The 17,900-nt window shown below is 39.6% G+C and carries 13 protein-coding genes, 3 tRNA genes and 1 pseudogene; 5 read left to right on the top strand and 12 right to left on the bottom strand.

Going from position 1 to position 17,900, the window contains the following annotated elements; translation table 11 throughout:
- Window positions 1-73: 73 nt before the first annotated feature.
- The 5 genes from ligA (at window position 74) to tnpC (ending at window position 5,694) form a co-directional block, all read left to right on the top strand.
- A complete protein-coding gene (gene ligA, locus INE92_RS06135) occupies window positions 74-2,074 on the top strand; it encodes an NAD-dependent DNA ligase LigA (protein WP_008640237.1) in 2,001 nt (666 codons plus the stop codon).
- Between the two features lie 59 nt (window positions 2,075-2,133).
- Window positions 2,134-3,027, top strand: coding sequence for a 4-hydroxy-tetrahydrodipicolinate synthase (gene dapA, locus INE92_RS06130; protein ID WP_004312921.1), 894 nt, complete (start codon window positions 2,134-2,136; stop codon window positions 3,025-3,027).
- Window positions 3,028-3,299: 272 nt separating this feature from the next.
- Entirely contained in the window at window positions 3,300-3,704 is a 405-nt protein-coding gene (locus tag INE92_RS06125; RefSeq protein ID WP_004307670.1) for a hypothetical protein, read from the top strand.
- Window positions 3,692-4,042, top strand: coding sequence for an IS66 family insertion sequence element accessory protein TnpB (tnpB, locus tag INE92_RS06120; RefSeq protein ID WP_004296723.1), 351 nt, complete (start codon window positions 3,692-3,694; stop codon window positions 4,040-4,042). Before INE92_RS06125 ends, tnpB begins: the two co-directional genes overlap by 13 nt.
- An 86-nt stretch (window positions 4,043-4,128) precedes the next feature.
- A complete protein-coding gene (gene tnpC / locus INE92_RS06115) occupies window positions 4,129-5,694 on the top strand; it encodes an IS66 family transposase (protein ID WP_151927231.1) in 1,566 nt (521 codons plus the stop codon).
- A 359-nt stretch (window positions 5,695-6,053) separates the two neighbouring features.
- On the opposite strand, the gene INE92_RS06110 is transcribed toward tnpC, so the two are convergent.
- The 12 genes and pseudogenes from INE92_RS06110 to INE92_RS06060 form a co-directional block, all read right to left on the bottom strand.
- A complete protein-coding gene (locus tag INE92_RS06110) occupies window positions 6,054-6,989 on the bottom strand; it encodes an ISAon1 family transposase (protein ID WP_203462427.1) in 936 nt (311 codons plus the stop codon).
- A 40-nt stretch (window positions 6,990-7,029) separates the two neighbouring features.
- Window positions 7,030-7,245, bottom strand: a pseudogene (locus tag INE92_RS27155) (ISAon1 family transposase N-terminal region protein); the annotation flags it as partial.
- A gap of 43 nt (window positions 7,246-7,288) precedes the next feature.
- Window positions 7,289-8,224: an ISAon1 family transposase gene (locus INE92_RS06105; protein ID WP_008025715.1), complete on the bottom strand. Its 936-nt coding sequence runs from the start codon at window positions 8,222-8,224 to the stop codon at window positions 7,289-7,291.
- Between the two features lie 40 nt (window positions 8,225-8,264).
- Window positions 8,265-8,636 (bottom strand): ISAon1 family transposase N-terminal region protein, encoded by a 372-nt coding sequence (locus tag INE92_RS06100; protein ID WP_008640050.1) that lies wholly within the window; start codon window positions 8,634-8,636, stop codon window positions 8,265-8,267.
- A gap of 100 nt (window positions 8,637-8,736) precedes the next feature.
- The gene (locus tag INE92_RS06095) at window positions 8,737-9,672 is read right to left on the bottom strand and encodes an ISAon1 family transposase (RefSeq protein WP_007483769.1); all 936 of its coding nucleotides are present in this window, start codon (window positions 9,670-9,672) and stop codon (window positions 8,737-8,739) included.
- A 40-nt stretch (window positions 9,673-9,712) separates the two neighbouring features.
- Window positions 9,713-10,084 carry an ISAon1 family transposase N-terminal region protein gene (locus tag INE92_RS06090; RefSeq protein ID WP_008640050.1) on the bottom strand — a complete coding sequence of 124 codons (372 nt, stop codon included), beginning with the start codon at window positions 10,082-10,084 and terminating at the stop codon, window positions 9,713-9,715.
- Between the two features lie 132 nt (window positions 10,085-10,216).
- Window positions 10,217-10,290, bottom strand: a tRNA-Arg gene (locus tag INE92_RS06085).
- Window positions 10,291-10,311: 21 nt separating this feature from the next.
- A tRNA-Arg gene (locus INE92_RS06080) sits at window positions 10,312-10,385 on the bottom strand.
- 20 nt (window positions 10,386-10,405) lie between these two features.
- Window positions 10,406-10,479, bottom strand: a tRNA-Arg gene (locus INE92_RS06075).
- Window positions 10,480-10,558: 79 nt separating this feature from the next.
- Window positions 10,559-12,859, bottom strand: coding sequence for a patatin-like phospholipase family protein (locus INE92_RS06070; protein ID WP_049703367.1), 2,301 nt, complete (start codon window positions 12,857-12,859; stop codon window positions 10,559-10,561).
- A 171-nt stretch (window positions 12,860-13,030) separates the two neighbouring features.
- On the bottom strand, window positions 13,031-15,076 hold the full coding sequence (gene htpG, locus INE92_RS06065; RefSeq protein WP_008022359.1) for a molecular chaperone HtpG: 2,046 nt from the start codon (window positions 15,074-15,076) through the stop codon (window positions 13,031-13,033).
- A 133-nt stretch (window positions 15,077-15,209) separates the two neighbouring features.
- Entirely contained in the window at window positions 15,210-17,738 is a 2,529-nt protein-coding gene (locus INE92_RS06060) for an ATP-dependent Clp protease ATP-binding subunit (protein ID WP_004314507.1), read from the bottom strand.
- Window positions 17,739-17,900 lie beyond the last annotated feature (162 nt).

Raw genomic sequence — 17,900 nt, 5'->3', positions numbered from 1 at the left:
TCTTTTAATTTTTCGCAAAAGTACAAATATTCAAAGATAAACATGTATTTTTGCCTTAAACAATCGAAGAAATATGGATATAAAGGAAAAAATAGAGGAATTGCGTGCCGAACTTCACCGGCATAATTATAATTATTATGTGTTGAATGCTCCTGAAATCTCAGATAAAGAGTTTGACGACAAGATGCGTGAACTTCAGGATTTGGAACAGGCACATCCGGAATATAAAGATGAAAATTCGCCTACGATGCGTGTAGGTAGCGATTTAAACAAGAATTTCACGCAAGTGGCTCATAAATATCCTATGTTGTCACTGGCAAATACATATTCAGAAGCGGAAGTGACGGACTTCTACGACCGTGTCCGTAAGGTATTGAATGAGGATTTCGAGATTTGTTGTGAAATGAAATATGACGGTACTTCTATTTCGCTGACTTATGAAGATGGAAAGTTGGTTCGTGCCGTCACCCGTGGGGATGGAGAAAAGGGGGATGATGTGACGGATAATGTGAAAACGATCCGTTCTATTCCGCTTGTATTGCATGGTGATAATTATCCTGCCTCTTTTGAGATACGTGGAGAAATTCTTATGCCATGGGAAGTGTTTGAAGAGTTGAATCGAGAGAAAGAAGCGCGTGAAGAGCCGCTTTTTGCCAATCCGAGAAATGCGGCTTCCGGTACATTGAAGTTGCAGAATTCTTCTATTGTGGCTTCCCGCAAACTGGATGCTTATTTGTATTATTTGCTGGGTGATAACCTGCCTTGTGACGGACATTATGAAAATCTTCAGGAAGCGGCAAAATGGGGCTTTAAAATCTCTGATTTGACGCGTAAGTGCCAGACATTAGAGGAGGTTTTTGAATTTATCAATTATTGGGATGTAGAGCGTAAAAATCTGCCGGTTGCCACAGATGGGATTGTTTTAAAGGTGAACAGTTTGAGGCAGCAGAAGAATTTGGGATTTACAGCTAAATCTCCTCGATGGGCTATTGCTTATAAATTCCAGGCAGAACGTGCATTGACTCGTTTGAATAAGGTGACTTATCAGGTAGGAAGAACCGGAGCTGTCACACCAGTAGCTAATCTGGATCCTGTGCAGCTTTCAGGAACGGTTGTAAAACGTGCGTCCTTGCACAATGCGGATATTATCGAGGGGCTTGATTTGCATATTGGAGACATGGTTTATGTAGAAAAAGGCGGTGAAATTATTCCTAAGATTACAGGGGTTGATAAAGATGCACGTAGTTTTATGCTTGGTGAGAAGGTTCGGTTCATCGTTAATTGTCCCGAATGTGGCAGTAAATTAGTCAGATATGAAGGAGAAGCTGCTCATTATTGCCCGAATGAAACAGCGTGTCCCCCTCAAATCAAAGGCAAAATAGAGCATTTTATTAGTCGAAAGGCTATGAATATTGATGGATTAGGGCCGGAAACGGTGGATATGTTCTATCGTTTGGGATTAATTGAAAATACGGCCGACTTGTATAAACTTACAGCTGATGATATCAAAGGTTTGGATCGTATGGGTGAAAAATCGGCAGAGAATATCGTAACGGGAATTGCGCAAAGTAAAACAGTTCCTTTCGAGCGTGTAATCTTTGCTTTGGGAATCCGCTTTGTTGGTGAGACTGTGGCTAAAAAGATTGCGAAGTCGTTTGAGAATATCGATGATTTACAGCAGGCAGATCTTGAAAAATTGGTAAGTATCGATGAAATCGGAGAAAAAATAGCTCAAAGTATACTTGCTTATTTTGCTAATGAGTCTAATCGTGAGTTGGTTAACAGGCTAAAGGAGGCCGGACTGCAACTTTATCGCACGGAGGAAGATTTGAGTGGATACACTGATAAGTTGGCAGGACAGTCTATTGTTATCAGTGGTGTGTTTATCCATCACTCGCGTGACGAATATAAGGAACTTATTGAGAAAAACGGAGGGAAAAATGTTGGAAGTATTTCCGCGAAAACGAGTTTTATACTGGCTGGAGATAATATGGGACCTGCAAAGCTCGAAAAAGCAAAAAAACTTGGAATAACCATATTAAGCGAAGACGAATTTCTGAAACTTATATCGTAAGATAAGAAAAATATTCGTACTTTTGCGGCTAAATAAATTAGAGATTATAATTAAAACTCATGATACAGACTAAATTGAAAGGAATGGGGGTAGCACTGATTACTCCTTTCAAAGAGGATGAGAGCGTTGACTATGACGCGTTGATGCGTATGGTGGACTATCTATTGCAGAATAATGCGGATTTCTTGTGTGTGCTGGGAACTACAGCTGAAACACCGACTCTGACCGAGGAAGAAAAGAAAACCATAAAAAAGATGGTAATTGACCGCGTTAACGGAAGAATTCCTATTCTGTTGGGTGTAGGTGGTAATAATACTCGCGCTATTGTAGAAACATTGAAAAACGATGATTTTACAGGGGTTGATGCTATATTGTCTGTGGTGCCGTATTATAATAAACCTTCTCAAGAAGGTATTTATCAGCATTATAAAGCGATTGCGGAAGCTACGGAGCTCCCCATCGTATTGTATAATGTTCCGGGACGTACGGGAGTAAATATGACTGCTGAAACTACGTTGCGGATTGCCCGTGATTTCAATAATGTAGTTGCTATTAAAGAGGCATCCGGCAATATTACGCAAATGGATGATATTATTAAAAATAAACCGGAAAACTTTAATGTAATCTCTGGAGATGATGGTATTACCTTTCCTCTCATAACATTAGGTGCTGTTGGTGTGATTTCGGTGATTGGTAATGCTTTTCCTCGTGAATTTAGTCGCATGACACGTTTGGCGCTTCAAGGAGACTTTGCCAATGCGTTGACTATTCATCATCGATTTACGGAATTATTTAACCTGTTATTTGTCGATGGAAATCCGGCAGGCGTAAAATCAATGTTAAATGCGATGGGGATGATTGAAAATAAGCTTCGTTTGCCGCTGGTTCCTACTCGTATTACTACATTTGAGGCAATACGCAAGGTTCTGAATGAATTAAATATTAAATGCTGAAAAAAGATGGACTCTTGACTAGTTCATAATAAACATCGAAGTGTTTAAAATAAATATCCCAATGATTGAATTCAATCATTGGGATATTTATTTTAAATCAGCTTATGATTTTTTATTCCTCTTCACCTTTCTTCTGAATAGTCTATGAATAAGGAATTTAGAGATGAAGGAGCTTCTTAAAAGCTGTTGTTTGTTGGTAAGCGTCTCCGCGATTCTATCTTGTCGCCCTTTTTTCATTCTTATATTTTTGCGATGTATAAAAATGAAGCATTATGGATTTAGCAGAAAATCGATTTGGAAAAACTTGGAAACATTTCCTTGAAGTATTGAAAGTAGACTACAATTGTTCTTTAGCCGATGTTTGCCGCGATCAGCATACCACTTTTGGTGGTATGAGTTCCTGGATGTCCAGACGGGGCTATAGCGTTAAACAAGCCAAGGCAGATGTGGTCCGTGATTATTATGGCGGCGTTGAACCCTCCCAACCGACAACTTCCTCTCCTTCATTCACTCAAATAGCACCCGCCATGTTGTCGGAAGAAGAGTTTAGTCTTGCCGGGATCACAATCACCTTTAACAGTGGAACCACCATTTCAGTCAAACGGGCCACACCCGGTGGTGTTATTAAAATGTTGCGCGATTACGAAAGAAAGGAGGGAGATCCATGTATTCTCTAACATCAGCCAATCGATACTATCTGTACCAGGGCTTTGTTCGTATGAACCTTGGCATTGACGGTTTATTCAAAATTATACGATCGGAAATGAAGGACTTGTCTCCCGTTTCCGGAGATATCTTTTTATTCTTTGGTAAAAACCGACAAAGTGTAAAAATACTGCGTTGGGATGGCGATGGCTTTCTTCTGTACTACAAGCGCCTCGAAGGTGGAAGTTTTGAGTTACCGACATTTAACCCCAATACAGGCAATTACGAGATTTCTTATCAGGTTTTGTCTTTTATCTTAAATGGAGTGTCATTAAAGTCTGTACGGTTGAGAAAACGTTTTAGGATCTAATTCAACATTCTGATTATTAGACATTTGCACTAAAGACATCATCCGGTTTATTTGGCTAATTCGTTGATTTTTTATATCTTTATGCCATGAAAAAGGATGAGATCATAGAGTTATTGAAGGAACAAATCAAGGGATTACGAGATGACAACAACAGACTCTTGGACCAAATAGATGCTTTGATAAAGGAGGTTTCTTCCCTTAAAGAGGCACTCCTTCAAAAAGGCGAATCTCTTAGCAAGCAACAGCGCCTTACTAAGGGACTCGCCAAACTTGTATCCAACACATCCGAACAGCAACAGGCTCCCCAATCTGCCATATCCGAAGAAGAGCGGCAGAAGATAGAAGCGGAAAAAGCAGATAAGCGTAAAGCAAGAAAGAACAATGGGGCCAAACGTGACATGCATTATGAGATGGAGGAAGAAGAACATGTCGTTTATCCCGATGATCCCGATTTTGACATCAATAAGGCCCGGTTGTTTACCACTGTTCCCAGAATATGCGTCCGCTATGAATGTGTACCCATGCGCTTCATCAAGCATGTCTACAAGATACACACCTATACACAAGAAGGTCGCCTGTTTGAGGGAAAAACACCGGCCTCGGCCTTCTTGAATTCCAGCTATGACGGTTCATTTATTGCCGGATTGATGGAATTACGTTATATACAATCGCTACCTGTTGAAAGAATCATCAACTACTTCGAGAGTCATGGCTTTACGCTGAAGAAACCTACGGCTCATAAGTTGATAGAGAAAGCCTCAAACCTCTTCGAAAATCTTTATAAGTGCATCCGGCAGACAGCTTTGAGTGATCCTTATAAGGCAGCCGATGAAACCTATTACAAAATACTCGTCCCGGAAAAGAACAGCAAGGGAAAAGGAGTCAGGAAGGGATACCTTTGGGTGGTTGTCGGCATAAACACCAGGATGATATACTTGCTCTATGATGACGGCTCCCGGTCTGAAAGAGTTATTCTTAACGAATTAGGCAGTTGCAAAGGTATCATACAAAGTGATGGTTACTCACCTTACCGGAAGCTCGAAAGCGATGCTTATCCCAATATCACACGCATCCCGTGCTTGCAACATATAAAACGGAAATTTATAGATTGCGGTGAGAAGGACCCGGATGCAAAAAGGATCGTGGAGCTGATAAACGCACTTTATCAAAACGAGCATAAGCATAAAGTTGGGGTTGAGGGATGGACGGTAGAACAGAATCTTATGCATCGAAAAAAATATGCGCCGGACATACTCGGAGAAATAAAAGATGTGTTTGATGAAATAGAAGAACGGGGGGATTTATTACCTAAGAGCGAACTGCAGGAAGCCATTACCTATCTTCGCAATGAGTGGAATGCAGTGGTGGACATCTTTAATTATGGTGACACTTATCTGGACAACAATATGGTTGAACGGATGAACCGGTACATATCCTTATCAAGAAAAAACTCATTGTTCTTCGGCAGCCATAAGGGGGCCGAACGAGGCGCCATACTCTATACGATAGCACTCACTTGTAGGATGCATAAAGTGAATCTATTTGAGTATCTCACGGATGTGATAAACAGAACAGCCGAATGGCAACCGAACACACCAATTGAAAAATACAGGGAACTGCTTCCTGACAGATGGGAAAAGGCTAATGACTAAAAAGGGATCATTAGCCTTTTTATTTTAATACACTATATAGAATCGCGGAGACGCTTACGTTTGTTGTGGTGGATTATATTTTGCGTTATCCTCTAAGCATGCGTAGATGATATAGGTTGTTTTTGTTCTGTAAAGCGGCGCTTTAGACATAGAAAAGCATAGCTTTAGCCTATCGAAAGCTATGCTTTTTCTTTCTTTTTCAATGGAACATATTTGTTTTATAAATCAGTTCGATAAAAAATAACCTACCACATGTTTCTTTTCTAATATCGAGCCGGGATATAAAATAGCTAAATGAAAAAAGGCCGATTTCAGGGCTCAGTTGTAATTCTTGGGGGATTAAGTTTAGTCAATTCCCTTCATGCATATACCTTTGCTAGCCTAAAAAGGAAGAAGCTCATATCCACTACTCCTCTAAATGATGCCCTAAATGCTTTGATTTTAGCATTAAATGCTTCCGCTGCTGCATTTGTACTCCTGTTCACAAAGAAGTTCAAAATCCTTTCATAATGGTTCTCAATAGAGTTTGCTACTGTTGTGAATGTATCGTATCCATATTCTTCAATCTTATTATACCATAGTGCCAGCTTTGCTCTTGCTACATCCTTGTCATAGTTTGTGGAAAAGATCTTTCCCAACTCCAATGAGTAGTAATATACATGCTTAATATCTTCAAACTGCTTGAAAAGTAATTCTGCCCTGATTTTCTGGCTCTTGGTCCATTTATCAGGTGATTTAAATAATAAATATCTGCTTCTGGCTAATAATTGCCTGAGTGTATCTCCGTTTTCGAGTTCTTCTGCTTTATGTACTTCCCCCTTCTCTTTTGCCGCTTTCATGGCTTTATTCTCCTCTTTTATCACTTGCCATCTATATGTAATACGCAACTCTTGTACCGCTTCGTATACAAGTTTTTGTACATGAAACCTATCAATCACCTGCATGGCACGTGAAAAGCACGTTTTCGCAATCTTTTGCATGCTCCCTGCCATATCCAGTGTAATTTCTTTGACTTGATTACGCAGCTCCTGTGGCATCTTTGTAAGTACCGCAATGATATCATCGGCTTTAGTGCCCTGAATTACAGCTATAATAGAACCTTTCCGACCTCGCTTATCTCTATTTATTAAGATGGTATAAAGATCTCCCTTGCTCAAAGCCGTTTCGTCAATACATAGGCGATAACCCATATTCTTTGGATAAAGGATATACTCTTGGGCATGTGCTCTCTGATCCCAATTCTGGAAGTCACTCAGGTGATCTTTATATTGGCTTTGAAGCTGTTTGCCATCCATACAGTAATGCTCTGCTACACTTTGGCAGCTAACGGCGTGATTATCTAAGTAATTCTTTTAAAAAAGCACCGAACTCAGCGGTTATGCGAGTACCGGTGGCTACCAAACTCCAGTCACGACTATATGTCTGCCCAGTGGAGGGATCTTCCCAGCGACGACGCTTGATACGTAAATAAACGGCTTTACCACGGATAGGGAAGTCCTGAACTTCAATCTCAGGGAGGAAACCTTTTGAGTGAAGATGTAGATCTGAGTGGCTCAGTTGTAATTCTTGGGGGATTAAGTTTAGTCAATTCCCTTCATGCATATACCTTTGCTAGCCTAAAAAGGAAGAAGCTCATATCCACTACTCCTCTAAATGATGCCCTAAATGCTTTGATTTTAGCATTAAATGCTTCCGCTGCTGCATTTGTACTCCTGTTCACAAAGAAGTTCAGAATCCTTTCATAATGATTCTCAATAGAGTTTGCTACTGTTGTGAATGTATCGTATCCATATTCTTCAATCTTATTATACCATAGTGCCAGCTTTGCTCTTGCTACATCCTTGTCATAGTTTGTGGAAAAGATCTTTCCCAACTCCAATGAGTAGTAATATACGTGCTTAATATCTTCAAACTGCTTGAAAAGTAATTCTGCCCTGATTTTCTGACTCTTGGTCCATTTATCAGGTGATTTAAATAATAAATATCTGCTTCTGGCCAATAATTGCCTGAGTGTATCTCCGTTTTCGAGTTCTTCTGCTTTATATACTTCCCCCTTCTCTTTTGCCGCTTTCATAGCTTTATTCTCCTCTTTTATCACTTGCCATCTATATGTAATGCGCAACTCTTGTACAGCTTCGTATACAAGTTTTTGTACATGAAACCTATCAATCACCTGCATGGCACGTGGAAAGCACGTTTTGGCAATCTTTTGCATGCTCCCGGCCATATCCAGTGTAATTTCTTTGACCTGATTACGCAGCTCCTGTGGCATCTTTGTAAGTACCGCAATGATATCATCGGTTTTAGTGCCCTGAATTACAGCTATAATAGAACCTTTCCTACCTCGCTTATCTCTATTTATTAAGATGGTATAAAGATCTCCCTTACTTAAAGCCGTTTCGTCAATACATAGGTGATAACCCATATTCTTTGGATAAAGGATATACTCTTGGGCATGTGCTCTCTGATCCCAATTCTGGAAGTCACTCAGGTGGTCTTTATATTGGCTTTGAAGCTGTTTGCCATCCATACAGTAATGCTCAGCTACACTTTGGCAGCTAACGGCGTGATTATCTAAGTAATTCTTTTAAAAAAGCACCGAACTCAGCGGTTATGCGAGTACCGGTGGCTACCAAACTCCAGTCACGACTATATGTCTGCCCAGTGGATGGATCTTCCCAGCGACGACGCTTGATACGTAAATAAACGGCTTTACCACGGATAGGGAAGTCCTGAACTTCAATCTCAGGGAGGAAACCTTTTGAGTGAAGATGGAGATCAGAGTACTCAGCAGGAATAGTGGCTTTCTCCTCTAAATAAAGAATAAAGCAAGTATCCTGAGAAACATGATTGACTAGGGTAAAGTAATCAAGGATTCCTGAAGGCAAGAACAAGCTTAAAGAAGCAACAGGATCAATCGTTTGGGAAGAGGATGTTTTCATGATGCAAAAATAAGAATTTTAACGCAATCCCCCAAGGTTTCAGACTGAGCCATCTGGGCTCAGTCTGAAACCTTGGGGGATTAAGTTTAGTCAATTCCCTTCATGCATATACCTTTGCTAGCCTAAAAAGGAAGAAGCTCATATCCACTACTCCTCTAAATGATGCCCTAAATGCTTTGATTTTAGCATTAAATGCTTCCGCTGCTGCATTTGTACTCCTGTTCACAAAGAAGTTCAAAATCCTTTCATAATGGTTCTCAATAGAGTTTGCTACTGTTGTGAATGTATCGTATCCATATTCTTCAATCTTATTATACCATAGTGCCAGCTTTGCTCTTGCTACATCCTTGTCATAGTTTGTGGAAAAGATCTTTCCCAACTCCAATGAGTAGTAATATACATGCTTAATATCTTCAAACTGCTTGAAAAGTAATTCTGCCCTGATTTTCTGGCTCTTGGTCCATTTATCAGGTGATTTAAATAATAAATATCTGCTTCTGGCTAATAATTGCCTGAGTGTATCTCCGTTTTCGAGTTCTTCTGCTTTATGTACTTCCCCCTTCTCTTTTGCCGCTTTCATGGCTTTATTCTCCTCTTTTATCACTTGCCATCTATATGTAATACGCAATTCTTGTACAGCTTCGTATACAAGTTTTTGTACATGAAACCTATCAATCACCTGCATGGCACGTGGAAAGCACGTTTTCGCAATCTTTTGCATGCTCCCTGCCATATCCAGTGTAATTTCTTTGACTTGATTACGCAGCTCCTGTGGCATCTTTGTAAGTACCGCAATGATATCATCGGCTTTAGTGCCCTGAATTACAGCTATAATAGAACCTTTCCTACCTCGCTTATCTCTATTTATTAAGATGGTATAAAGATCTCCCTTGCTCAAAGCCGTTTCGTCAATACATAGGCGATAACCCATATTCTTTGGATAAAGGATATACTCTTGGGCATGTGCTCTCTGATCCCAATTCTGGAAGTCACTCAGGTGGTCTTTATATTGGCTTTGAAGCTGTTTGCCATCCATACAGTAATGCTCTGCTACACTTTGGCAGCTAACGGCGTGATTATCTAAGTAATTCTTTTAAAAAAGCACCGAACTCAGCGGTTATGCGAGTACCGGTGGCTACCAAACTCCAGTCACGACTATATGTCTGCCCAGTGGATGGATCTTCCCAGCGACGACGCTTGATACGTAAATAAACGGCTTTACCACGGATAGGGAAGTCCTGAACTTCAATCTCAGGGAGGAAACCTTTTGAGTGAAGATGGAGATCAGAGTACTCAGCAGGAATAGTGGCTTTCTCCTCTAAATAAAGAATAAAGCAAGTATCCTGAGAAACATGATTGACTAGGGTAAAGTAATCAAGGATTCCTGAAGGCAAGAACAAGCTTAAAGAAGCAACAGGATCAATCGTTTGGGAAGAGGATGTTTTCATGATGCAAAAATAAGAATTTTAACGCAATCCCCCAAGGTTTCAGACTGAGCCGATTTCAGACTGAGCCGGCCGATTTCTTCGATGAAATGGGGAGAAAAATAAAATCCTCTACATAAAATGCAGAGGATTAAGTGATCGCGACAGGATTCAAACCTGTAACCGGCTGATCCGTAGTCAGCTACTCTATTCAGTTGAGCTACGCGACCCTATAATTTGTAAGTTTTCAGTGACCGCGACAGGATTCAAACCTGTAACCGGCTGATCCGTAGTCAGCTACTCTATTCAGTTGAGCTACGCGGCCATTTTGTTAATTCAAAAAAGTGATCGCGACAGGATTCAAACCTGTAACCGGCTGATCCGTAGTCAGCTACTCTATTCAGTTGAGCTACGCGACCATTATTTCGTTTTAACGGGTGCAAAGATACGGACTTTTCCCGAACTAGCAAGCTTTTCAACGACTTTTTTTGTAGAAAATTATTCTATGAACCGATAATTGAATAGTTGCCAACCTATACTTAGTCCGACATTCCACTCCCTTTTCGGTGAGCTATAATGATTTACATATGCAGAGATGTCTCCAAAAGGTAATTGACATACAACAGAAATTTCTCCTAAATATTCAAACTTGGAGAAAGCTTTTCCATAATATGCTTTATTCAACGAGTTTTTTTCGATTGGATAAATGGGCATAAAGCCATAAAATTCTCCCCGAAGATGGAACATTTGGTTTAAACGGTAAATAGGCCGAATACCGGCTCCCACAAATTGATTGGCACGAAAGGCTTCGTTGTAGGTCAATTTACTGTGTAGCGTGGGCGAAAACTCTCCAGCCTGCATCATTGTGGCCGTATAGTTTTCGGAGAAGTTTTTAGAGGCATATAATGCCTTCAAATACCATCCTAAAACCCAATGTTCACTCATATTATGATATTTCTCTTTCATGTATGATAATTGCAACCATGAGTGATGGTCTTTATTATTGTTGTTGGTGGTACTTCCTTCGCCCGGGTAGAATCGTTCTTTTCCAACGAAGATCTGGGCAACAAGAGCTTCTCTGTATCCACGTGTGGGGTATTGTTTAGAATTTAGGGTACTTCCATTAAAGCTGATTGATCCACCGAATAAATCATAGCGACTTTTGTCAAATTTGTCATTTCCAAAGTCAATGACGCTTTTCTGAAAATATTTATCTTCTATTTTCGCAATTCCGACCCCAAACTCTGCTCGCTTGCTCGAAAGGAAAGGTAAGCCGACCTGCAATTTTAAGAAACGTTCGTCTTTCTGATTGAAGGCAGGTTTGTTATTTCGCGAAAAAAGTTTGTCTTTCTTGAAATAGTCGAAAGTACTGATTGAACCTATAAGACGGTATGAGGTAGGAATGGCAGTGGCAAAGTCAATTTTTGCCATAAACTGCACGTTATTATATACTTTTCCGAGTTGCCCGTCAAGGATAAACTCTTTGGCATAGTAGTTTAAATCCTGATAGCTAAGCCCCAGATAGATCTGATTGGAATTGGAAGTGGATATATTTCCTCCCAACCGCACAGCAAAATTATTTTCTAATTTCACCTTTAAATGTAGATCGTAGGTGTCGTCTTCCGGATTATAAATTGCATGCGGTATAATTTCGGAAATCATTTTATCAGATAACAATCGGAAATAACCTTGTTTTAAATCCTCATAAGTGAATTCTTTGGTATCTGATTTATGAAATTCTCTTTTAATATATACTTGTTGTTGTGGATTAGCTCCGTCAATGATGATATTTTTAAAGCGTAGCTCCGGAAAATTACTCCGGTATACCATTCTTCTTAAACGTATATTGTCCAGATTTACACGCCGATGAATACGACTTTTGATTGAATCCATCATGCTGATGGTTCGATTATATCCTATATCGTGTAATTCGTCAATGCGTTGAAAATCCATTAGATTAACATTGTCATATTTGAACGTCATTAAAATCCCCATGGAGTCCGGAATGGAATAGTCGGTTTTCTGCATTACCATATTCTCAATTTGACTCATGAGATCATTTTCTTTGGGTTTAGTGGGATTGGTTGACACGACGCTTCCTATGATGACATCCGGATGAAAATCATCTCTCATGACATCTGTAGGAAAGTTATTATAAATACCTCCGTCATAGGCTAATACATTGTCTATTTCAATAGGTTTAAACATGAATGGGAAGCTCATGGAAGCTCTGACGGCATCTCCTAAATCTCCTTCCTTCATGACTAATTGTTTCTTGTTGTATACATCGGACGCAATGCAACGGAAAGGAACAAAAAGTTTATCAAAATCTCCCTTACAAGCGGCTGTGGCACGTGCATATAGGTCTACAAAAACGAGATTCATTTGAATCGGATTGACAACACTGGTAGGCAGGAATTGAGGTTTCAAACTTTTCAGTGAGTCTTTGAATGAAAAACGAATATTGAAGAATTCGGGAGTGGGAAGATTCTTTTTGAAGTGATATACATATTTCTCTTCCACTTCTCCGGAGTACCATCGTTTAAAGTCTTCCGACTTGAGAAGTTCTACCATGTCGTCAGGAGAGTATCCCATAGCATATAAAGAACCGATAATGGCTCCCATAGAAGTGCCTGCAATGTAATCAATAGGAATGTTGTTTTCTTCCAAAGCGCGAATGATACCGATGTGTGTCATCCCTTTGGCGCCACCACCGCTTAATACAAGTCCTACTTTTTGGGCATGGATAGCCGGAATAATCAGCCATAAAGTAATTAACACTAAAAAAATCTTTCTCATAACCCAAATCAAACAATTGAATTTTTTGTCTATTAAGTGTTCAAATATATACAATACTTTTCAATTAATCGATATTTTACCGATCGTTTTAAATTGAAAAAGAGCATTACAACGTGTATTTAACGTTGAATGCTCTTTCTTGAAGTATGTGTAATGTTTAAAGGGGCGATATTAAATCAATTCTATGCTACGTTTTACGAAGTTATTCAAAGCTTCACCTCTTAGCATATTGTTTTGCAATAAGGCCAAATCGATCAGCTGGCGGATAACTTTATTATTGCTTGCGTAGCCGATAAAGATAGCTTCTTTCTTACCTTTCAGATCATCCCACTTCTTATCCAGATTGTTTAGTTCATCTTTTTCTGATGTGGGGATTTCTTCTTCTTTCTTATCCTTTTGCTTGTCTTTCAACTCATTGCGTTGTTTGTTGACATTGTCCATTTCAGAAAGTATCGGAGCTACTTCTGCCTGACAAGCACTTTCTTCTTCATTCAATACCTGTTTTATCAACTTATGGTCTGAATTCAGAATTAGATTAAACATATCAGGCATTTCACCATAGAAACTCATTCCGGCCTGAATATTCGCCATTTCTTTCATACGACGCATATATTCGCTTTGAGTAATCATGACTGGAGCTGAATTTTCTCCTAATGCCTGTGTCATGACATTGAATTCAACTTTATCCATTTTAGGCAATTGACTCTTGAAGGCTGTTGTGATTGCATCCTGTTTATTGGCTTCCAACGTTTCACCTTTCTTATCTTCTTTTACAATAAGATTGTCAACAACATCACTGTCTACACGAGTGAAACGGGATTTTTCAAGTTTTTGTTCCAGCATGCTCACCATAGCTACATCCAACTGGCCATCCATGAGCAAAACATTGTATCCTTTGTTGGTGGCAGCTTCAATATAACTATATTGCTCATCTTTGTTATTTGCATACAGATAAATTAAGTTTCCATCTTTATCTGTCTGATTATCTTTAATAAGGGTCTGGTACTCTTCAAATGTATAATGCTTGTCATTTGTATCGGTGAAAAGGGCAAATTTTTGCGCTTTATCATAGAAATCCTCTTGTGTGAGCATTCCATAATTGATAAATATTTTTAAATCATTCCACTTCTCCTCAAACTGCTTACGGTCATTCTTGAATATAGACTGTAAACGGTCGGAAACCTTCTTTGTGATATAAGTTGAAATCTTCTTCACGTTCGAGTCGCTTTGCAAATACGAACGGGAAACGTTCAACGGAATATCCGGAGAATCGATTACGCCATGTAACAAAGTCAGGAAGTCCGGCACAATACCTTCAACCGAGTCTGTAACATATACCTGATTGCAATATAACTGAATCTTATTCTTATTTAATTCAATATTGCTCTTTACCTTCGGGAAATAGAGGATACCAGTCAGATGGAATGGATAATCAACATTCAGGTGAATCCAGAATAGTGGTTCATCAGACATTGGATATAACTTACTATAGAATGATTTGTAATCTTCATCCGAAAGTTCGCTAGGTTTACGTGTCCACAAAGGAGTGGTATCATTGATTATATTATCTTCGGCTGTTTCTACCTGTTTGCCGTCTTTCCATTCTTTCTTTTTCCCAAATGCAATGGGAACAGGAAGGAAGCTGCAATATTTCTTCAGAAGCTCGGAAATACGTGCTTCTTCGAGGAATTCTTTGCAGTCATCATCAATGTATAAGATGATGTCTGATCCACGATCGGCTTTTTCTATTTCTTCAATAGTGAATTCAGGGCTGCCATCACAAGTCCATTTTACGGCTTGTGCACCGTCTCTGTATGATTTAGTGATAATTTCCACTTTCTTTGCAACCATAAAAGCAGAGTAGAAGCCAAGTCCGAAATGTCCGATAATGGCATTTGCGTCATTCTTGTATTTCTCCAGGAAGTCGTTAGCTCCTGAAAAAGCTATTTGATTGATGTACTTTTCAATTTCCTCTGCAGTCAAACCGATACCACGGTCAGAAATAGTAATGGTATCTTTGCCCAATTCAACGTGAACGGTTAAATCACCCAGTTCACCCTTAAATTCGCCAATAGAAGCAAGCGTATTCAGCTTTTGAGTGGCGTCTACTGCATTGGATACTAACTCGCGCAGAAAAATCTCATGGTCACTGTACAAAAACTTTTTAATGATAGGGAAAATGTTCTCTGTTGTAACCCCAATATTACCTTTTTGCATAATACGTATATTTTTTAGTTTATCTATTGATTAATTTTAATTGATGTTTGTTCAGATAGAGACAAAAAAAATGCCAGACCCGAAGGTCTGACATTATGGCATATTATTTTATTTTCTTATTCAGGAAATAATATTATTCCGGAGTGACAACTTTCATCTCCAATTCACCTTTTTCTTCATTGAGAGATACCTGAATAGTATCTCCCTCCTTCAAAGAGGAGGAAATGATGAGCTCGGATAAGCCATCCTCCAGATAAGTTTGAATTGCTCGCTTCAAAGGACGGGCGCCATATTGTACGTCATATCCTTTGCCGGCGATAAATTCTTTCGCCTTATCTTCAATAACAAGCTTGTAACCAATAGATTCTATTCTATCATACAATCCTTTCAGCTCTATGTCTATAATCTTTGTTATTGCTTCCAGAGAAAGCTGGTCAAACGTGATTATCTCATCTACACGATTGATGAATTCGGGCGCGAATGATTTGTTTAGAGCTTTTTGTATTACGCTTCGCGAGAATTCCTTATCATCCAGGCGGCTTTGTGTCGCAAAACCAACGCCACGTCCAAATTCTTTCAGCTGACGGGTTCCTATATTGGAAGTCATGATAATAACAGTATTTTTGAAATCTACCATTCTGCCATAACTGTCAGTCAGACGACCTTCATCCATAACCTGAAGCAAGATGTTGAACACATCCGGATGTGCTTTTTCTATCTCATCAAGCAATACAATCGAGTATGGTTTACGGCGCACTTTTTCTGTCAGCTGACCACCTTCTTCATATCCTACGTATCCCGGAGGTGCTCCAACCAGGCGTGAAACAGTGAACTTTTCCATATATTCACTCATATCTATACGAATCAGTGCATCAGCAGAACCAAACATATATTTGGCTAACTCTTTTGCTAAGTGAGTTTTACCAACTCCTGTCGGGCCTAAGAACATAAATGTGCCAATTGGCTTATTAGGATCTTTTAGCCCTACACGGCTTCGCAAAATAGCTTTAACCAGTTTTTCTATTGCTGTATCTTGTGCGATGACTTTAGCCTGCAAATCTTCTTTCATACCTGCGAGCTTGATACCTTCAGCCTGTGCCATCCGTTGTACCGGAATGCCTGACATCATTGAGATGACATTGGCAATTTCTTCTGCATCAACAGTTTGCCTGTTTTCTTTCAGATTGGCTTCCCATTCTTTTTTCATCTCATCCAATTGGACAGAAAGCTCTTTTTCTTTATCACGGAAGCTGGCTGCAAGTTCGAAATTCTGCGATTTCACAGCTTCGTTTTTCTTGCTTTTGGCTTCTTCGATCAGTTTTTCTTGTTCTTCTATCTCTTTGGGCACATTGACATTGGTAAGATGTACACGTGAACCGGCTTCGTCTAAAGCGTCAATAGCTTTATCAGGGAAATTACGATCTGTGATATAGCGGTCTGTCAGCTTGACACATGCTTCCAATGCTTCATCCGTATAATACACATTGTGGTGATCTTCATATTTATCCTTGATATTACGCAAAATCTGCAAAGTTTCGGCAGCGGTAGTCGGTTCTACTATTACTTTTTGGAAACGACGTTCCAAAGCGCCATCTTTCTCAATGTTCTTACGATATTCATCAAGAGTGGTAGCACCGATACATTGTATTTCTCCTCTTGCCAATGCCGGTTTTAGCATATTGGCAGCATCCATAGAACCTGCCGCAGAGCCTGCGCCTACAATCGTGTGGATTTCATCAATGAATAATATTACATTCGGATTTTTCTGTAATTCATTGAGAATGGAACGAATACGTTCTTCAAATTGTCCACGATATTTGGTTCCTGCTACAACAGCAGTCATATCAAGAGCAACCACTCGTTTATCAAACAGAATCCGCGAAACCTTTTTCTGAATGATTCTTAATGCAAGACCTTCAACAATCGCTGATTTTCCTACACCAGGCTCACCAATCAAAATCGGATTGTTCTTTTTGCGGCGGCTTAAGATCTGCGCTAAACGTTCGATTTCTCTCTCTCTGCCGACAACGGGATCCAGGCGTCCTTCTTCTGCCGCTTTTGTCATGTCAGTACCGAAATTGTCAAGTACCGGTGTGTCATTAGACGGCTTCTTAGAAGCGGTTTGTGCTTGTTGGCGTTCGTCCGAACCACCTCTGCCGGAACGGGGAGAGGACATTTCTTCGTCATCATCATCGTCTTCCGTAAAGCCCATGCCAGAGTTTATATCTGGTTGCAATGTAGCTTGCTCCAGTACTTTCACATAATTTATATCGTTTGCTTCAAGTACGGAAGCTGCCATATTGTTTTTTTCTCTTAAAATAGCCAATAATACATGTTCTGTATCAGCGATGTTACTTTTCATTCCACGAGCTTCTAAAATACACATTTTTAATATCTTTGCCGCATCATTAGATAACGGTACCTCTGCATCAGGCAATAACATATCATCAGCTTCTGCCTTCAGTTGAGCTTCAATCTGTTGCTTTATTGCAGCTAGATTGGTGTTGAGTTTAGACAATATCTCGATAGCTTTTCCTTCACCGTCACGAAGGATTCCCAGAAGCAGGTGCTCAGGGCCTATATACCTACTTCTCAACCGATTCGCTTCTTCCTTACTATAGACGATAATGTCGGAAACTCTTTGTGAGAATTGATTATTCATACTTTTCCTTTTCTTCTAAGGGTTATTCACTGGCAAATATACGCATTAATCAAGTTTGTATTGCAATATTTGCTTTATTTCTTATATCTACAAATGGCGTGCCATAAAAACGGTGTATTTGCATTATATATATAAGGTATAACAAATATCCAGCTCTTTTTT

The organism is Bacteroides xylanisolvens (assembly GCF_018289135.1).
In the GTDB taxonomy this organism is placed as follows: domain Bacteria; phylum Bacteroidota; class Bacteroidia; order Bacteroidales; family Bacteroidaceae; genus Bacteroides; species Bacteroides xylanisolvens.
Note: the sequence above shows the minus strand (reverse complement) of the source record. Positions and strands in the feature narration are given on the sequence as shown.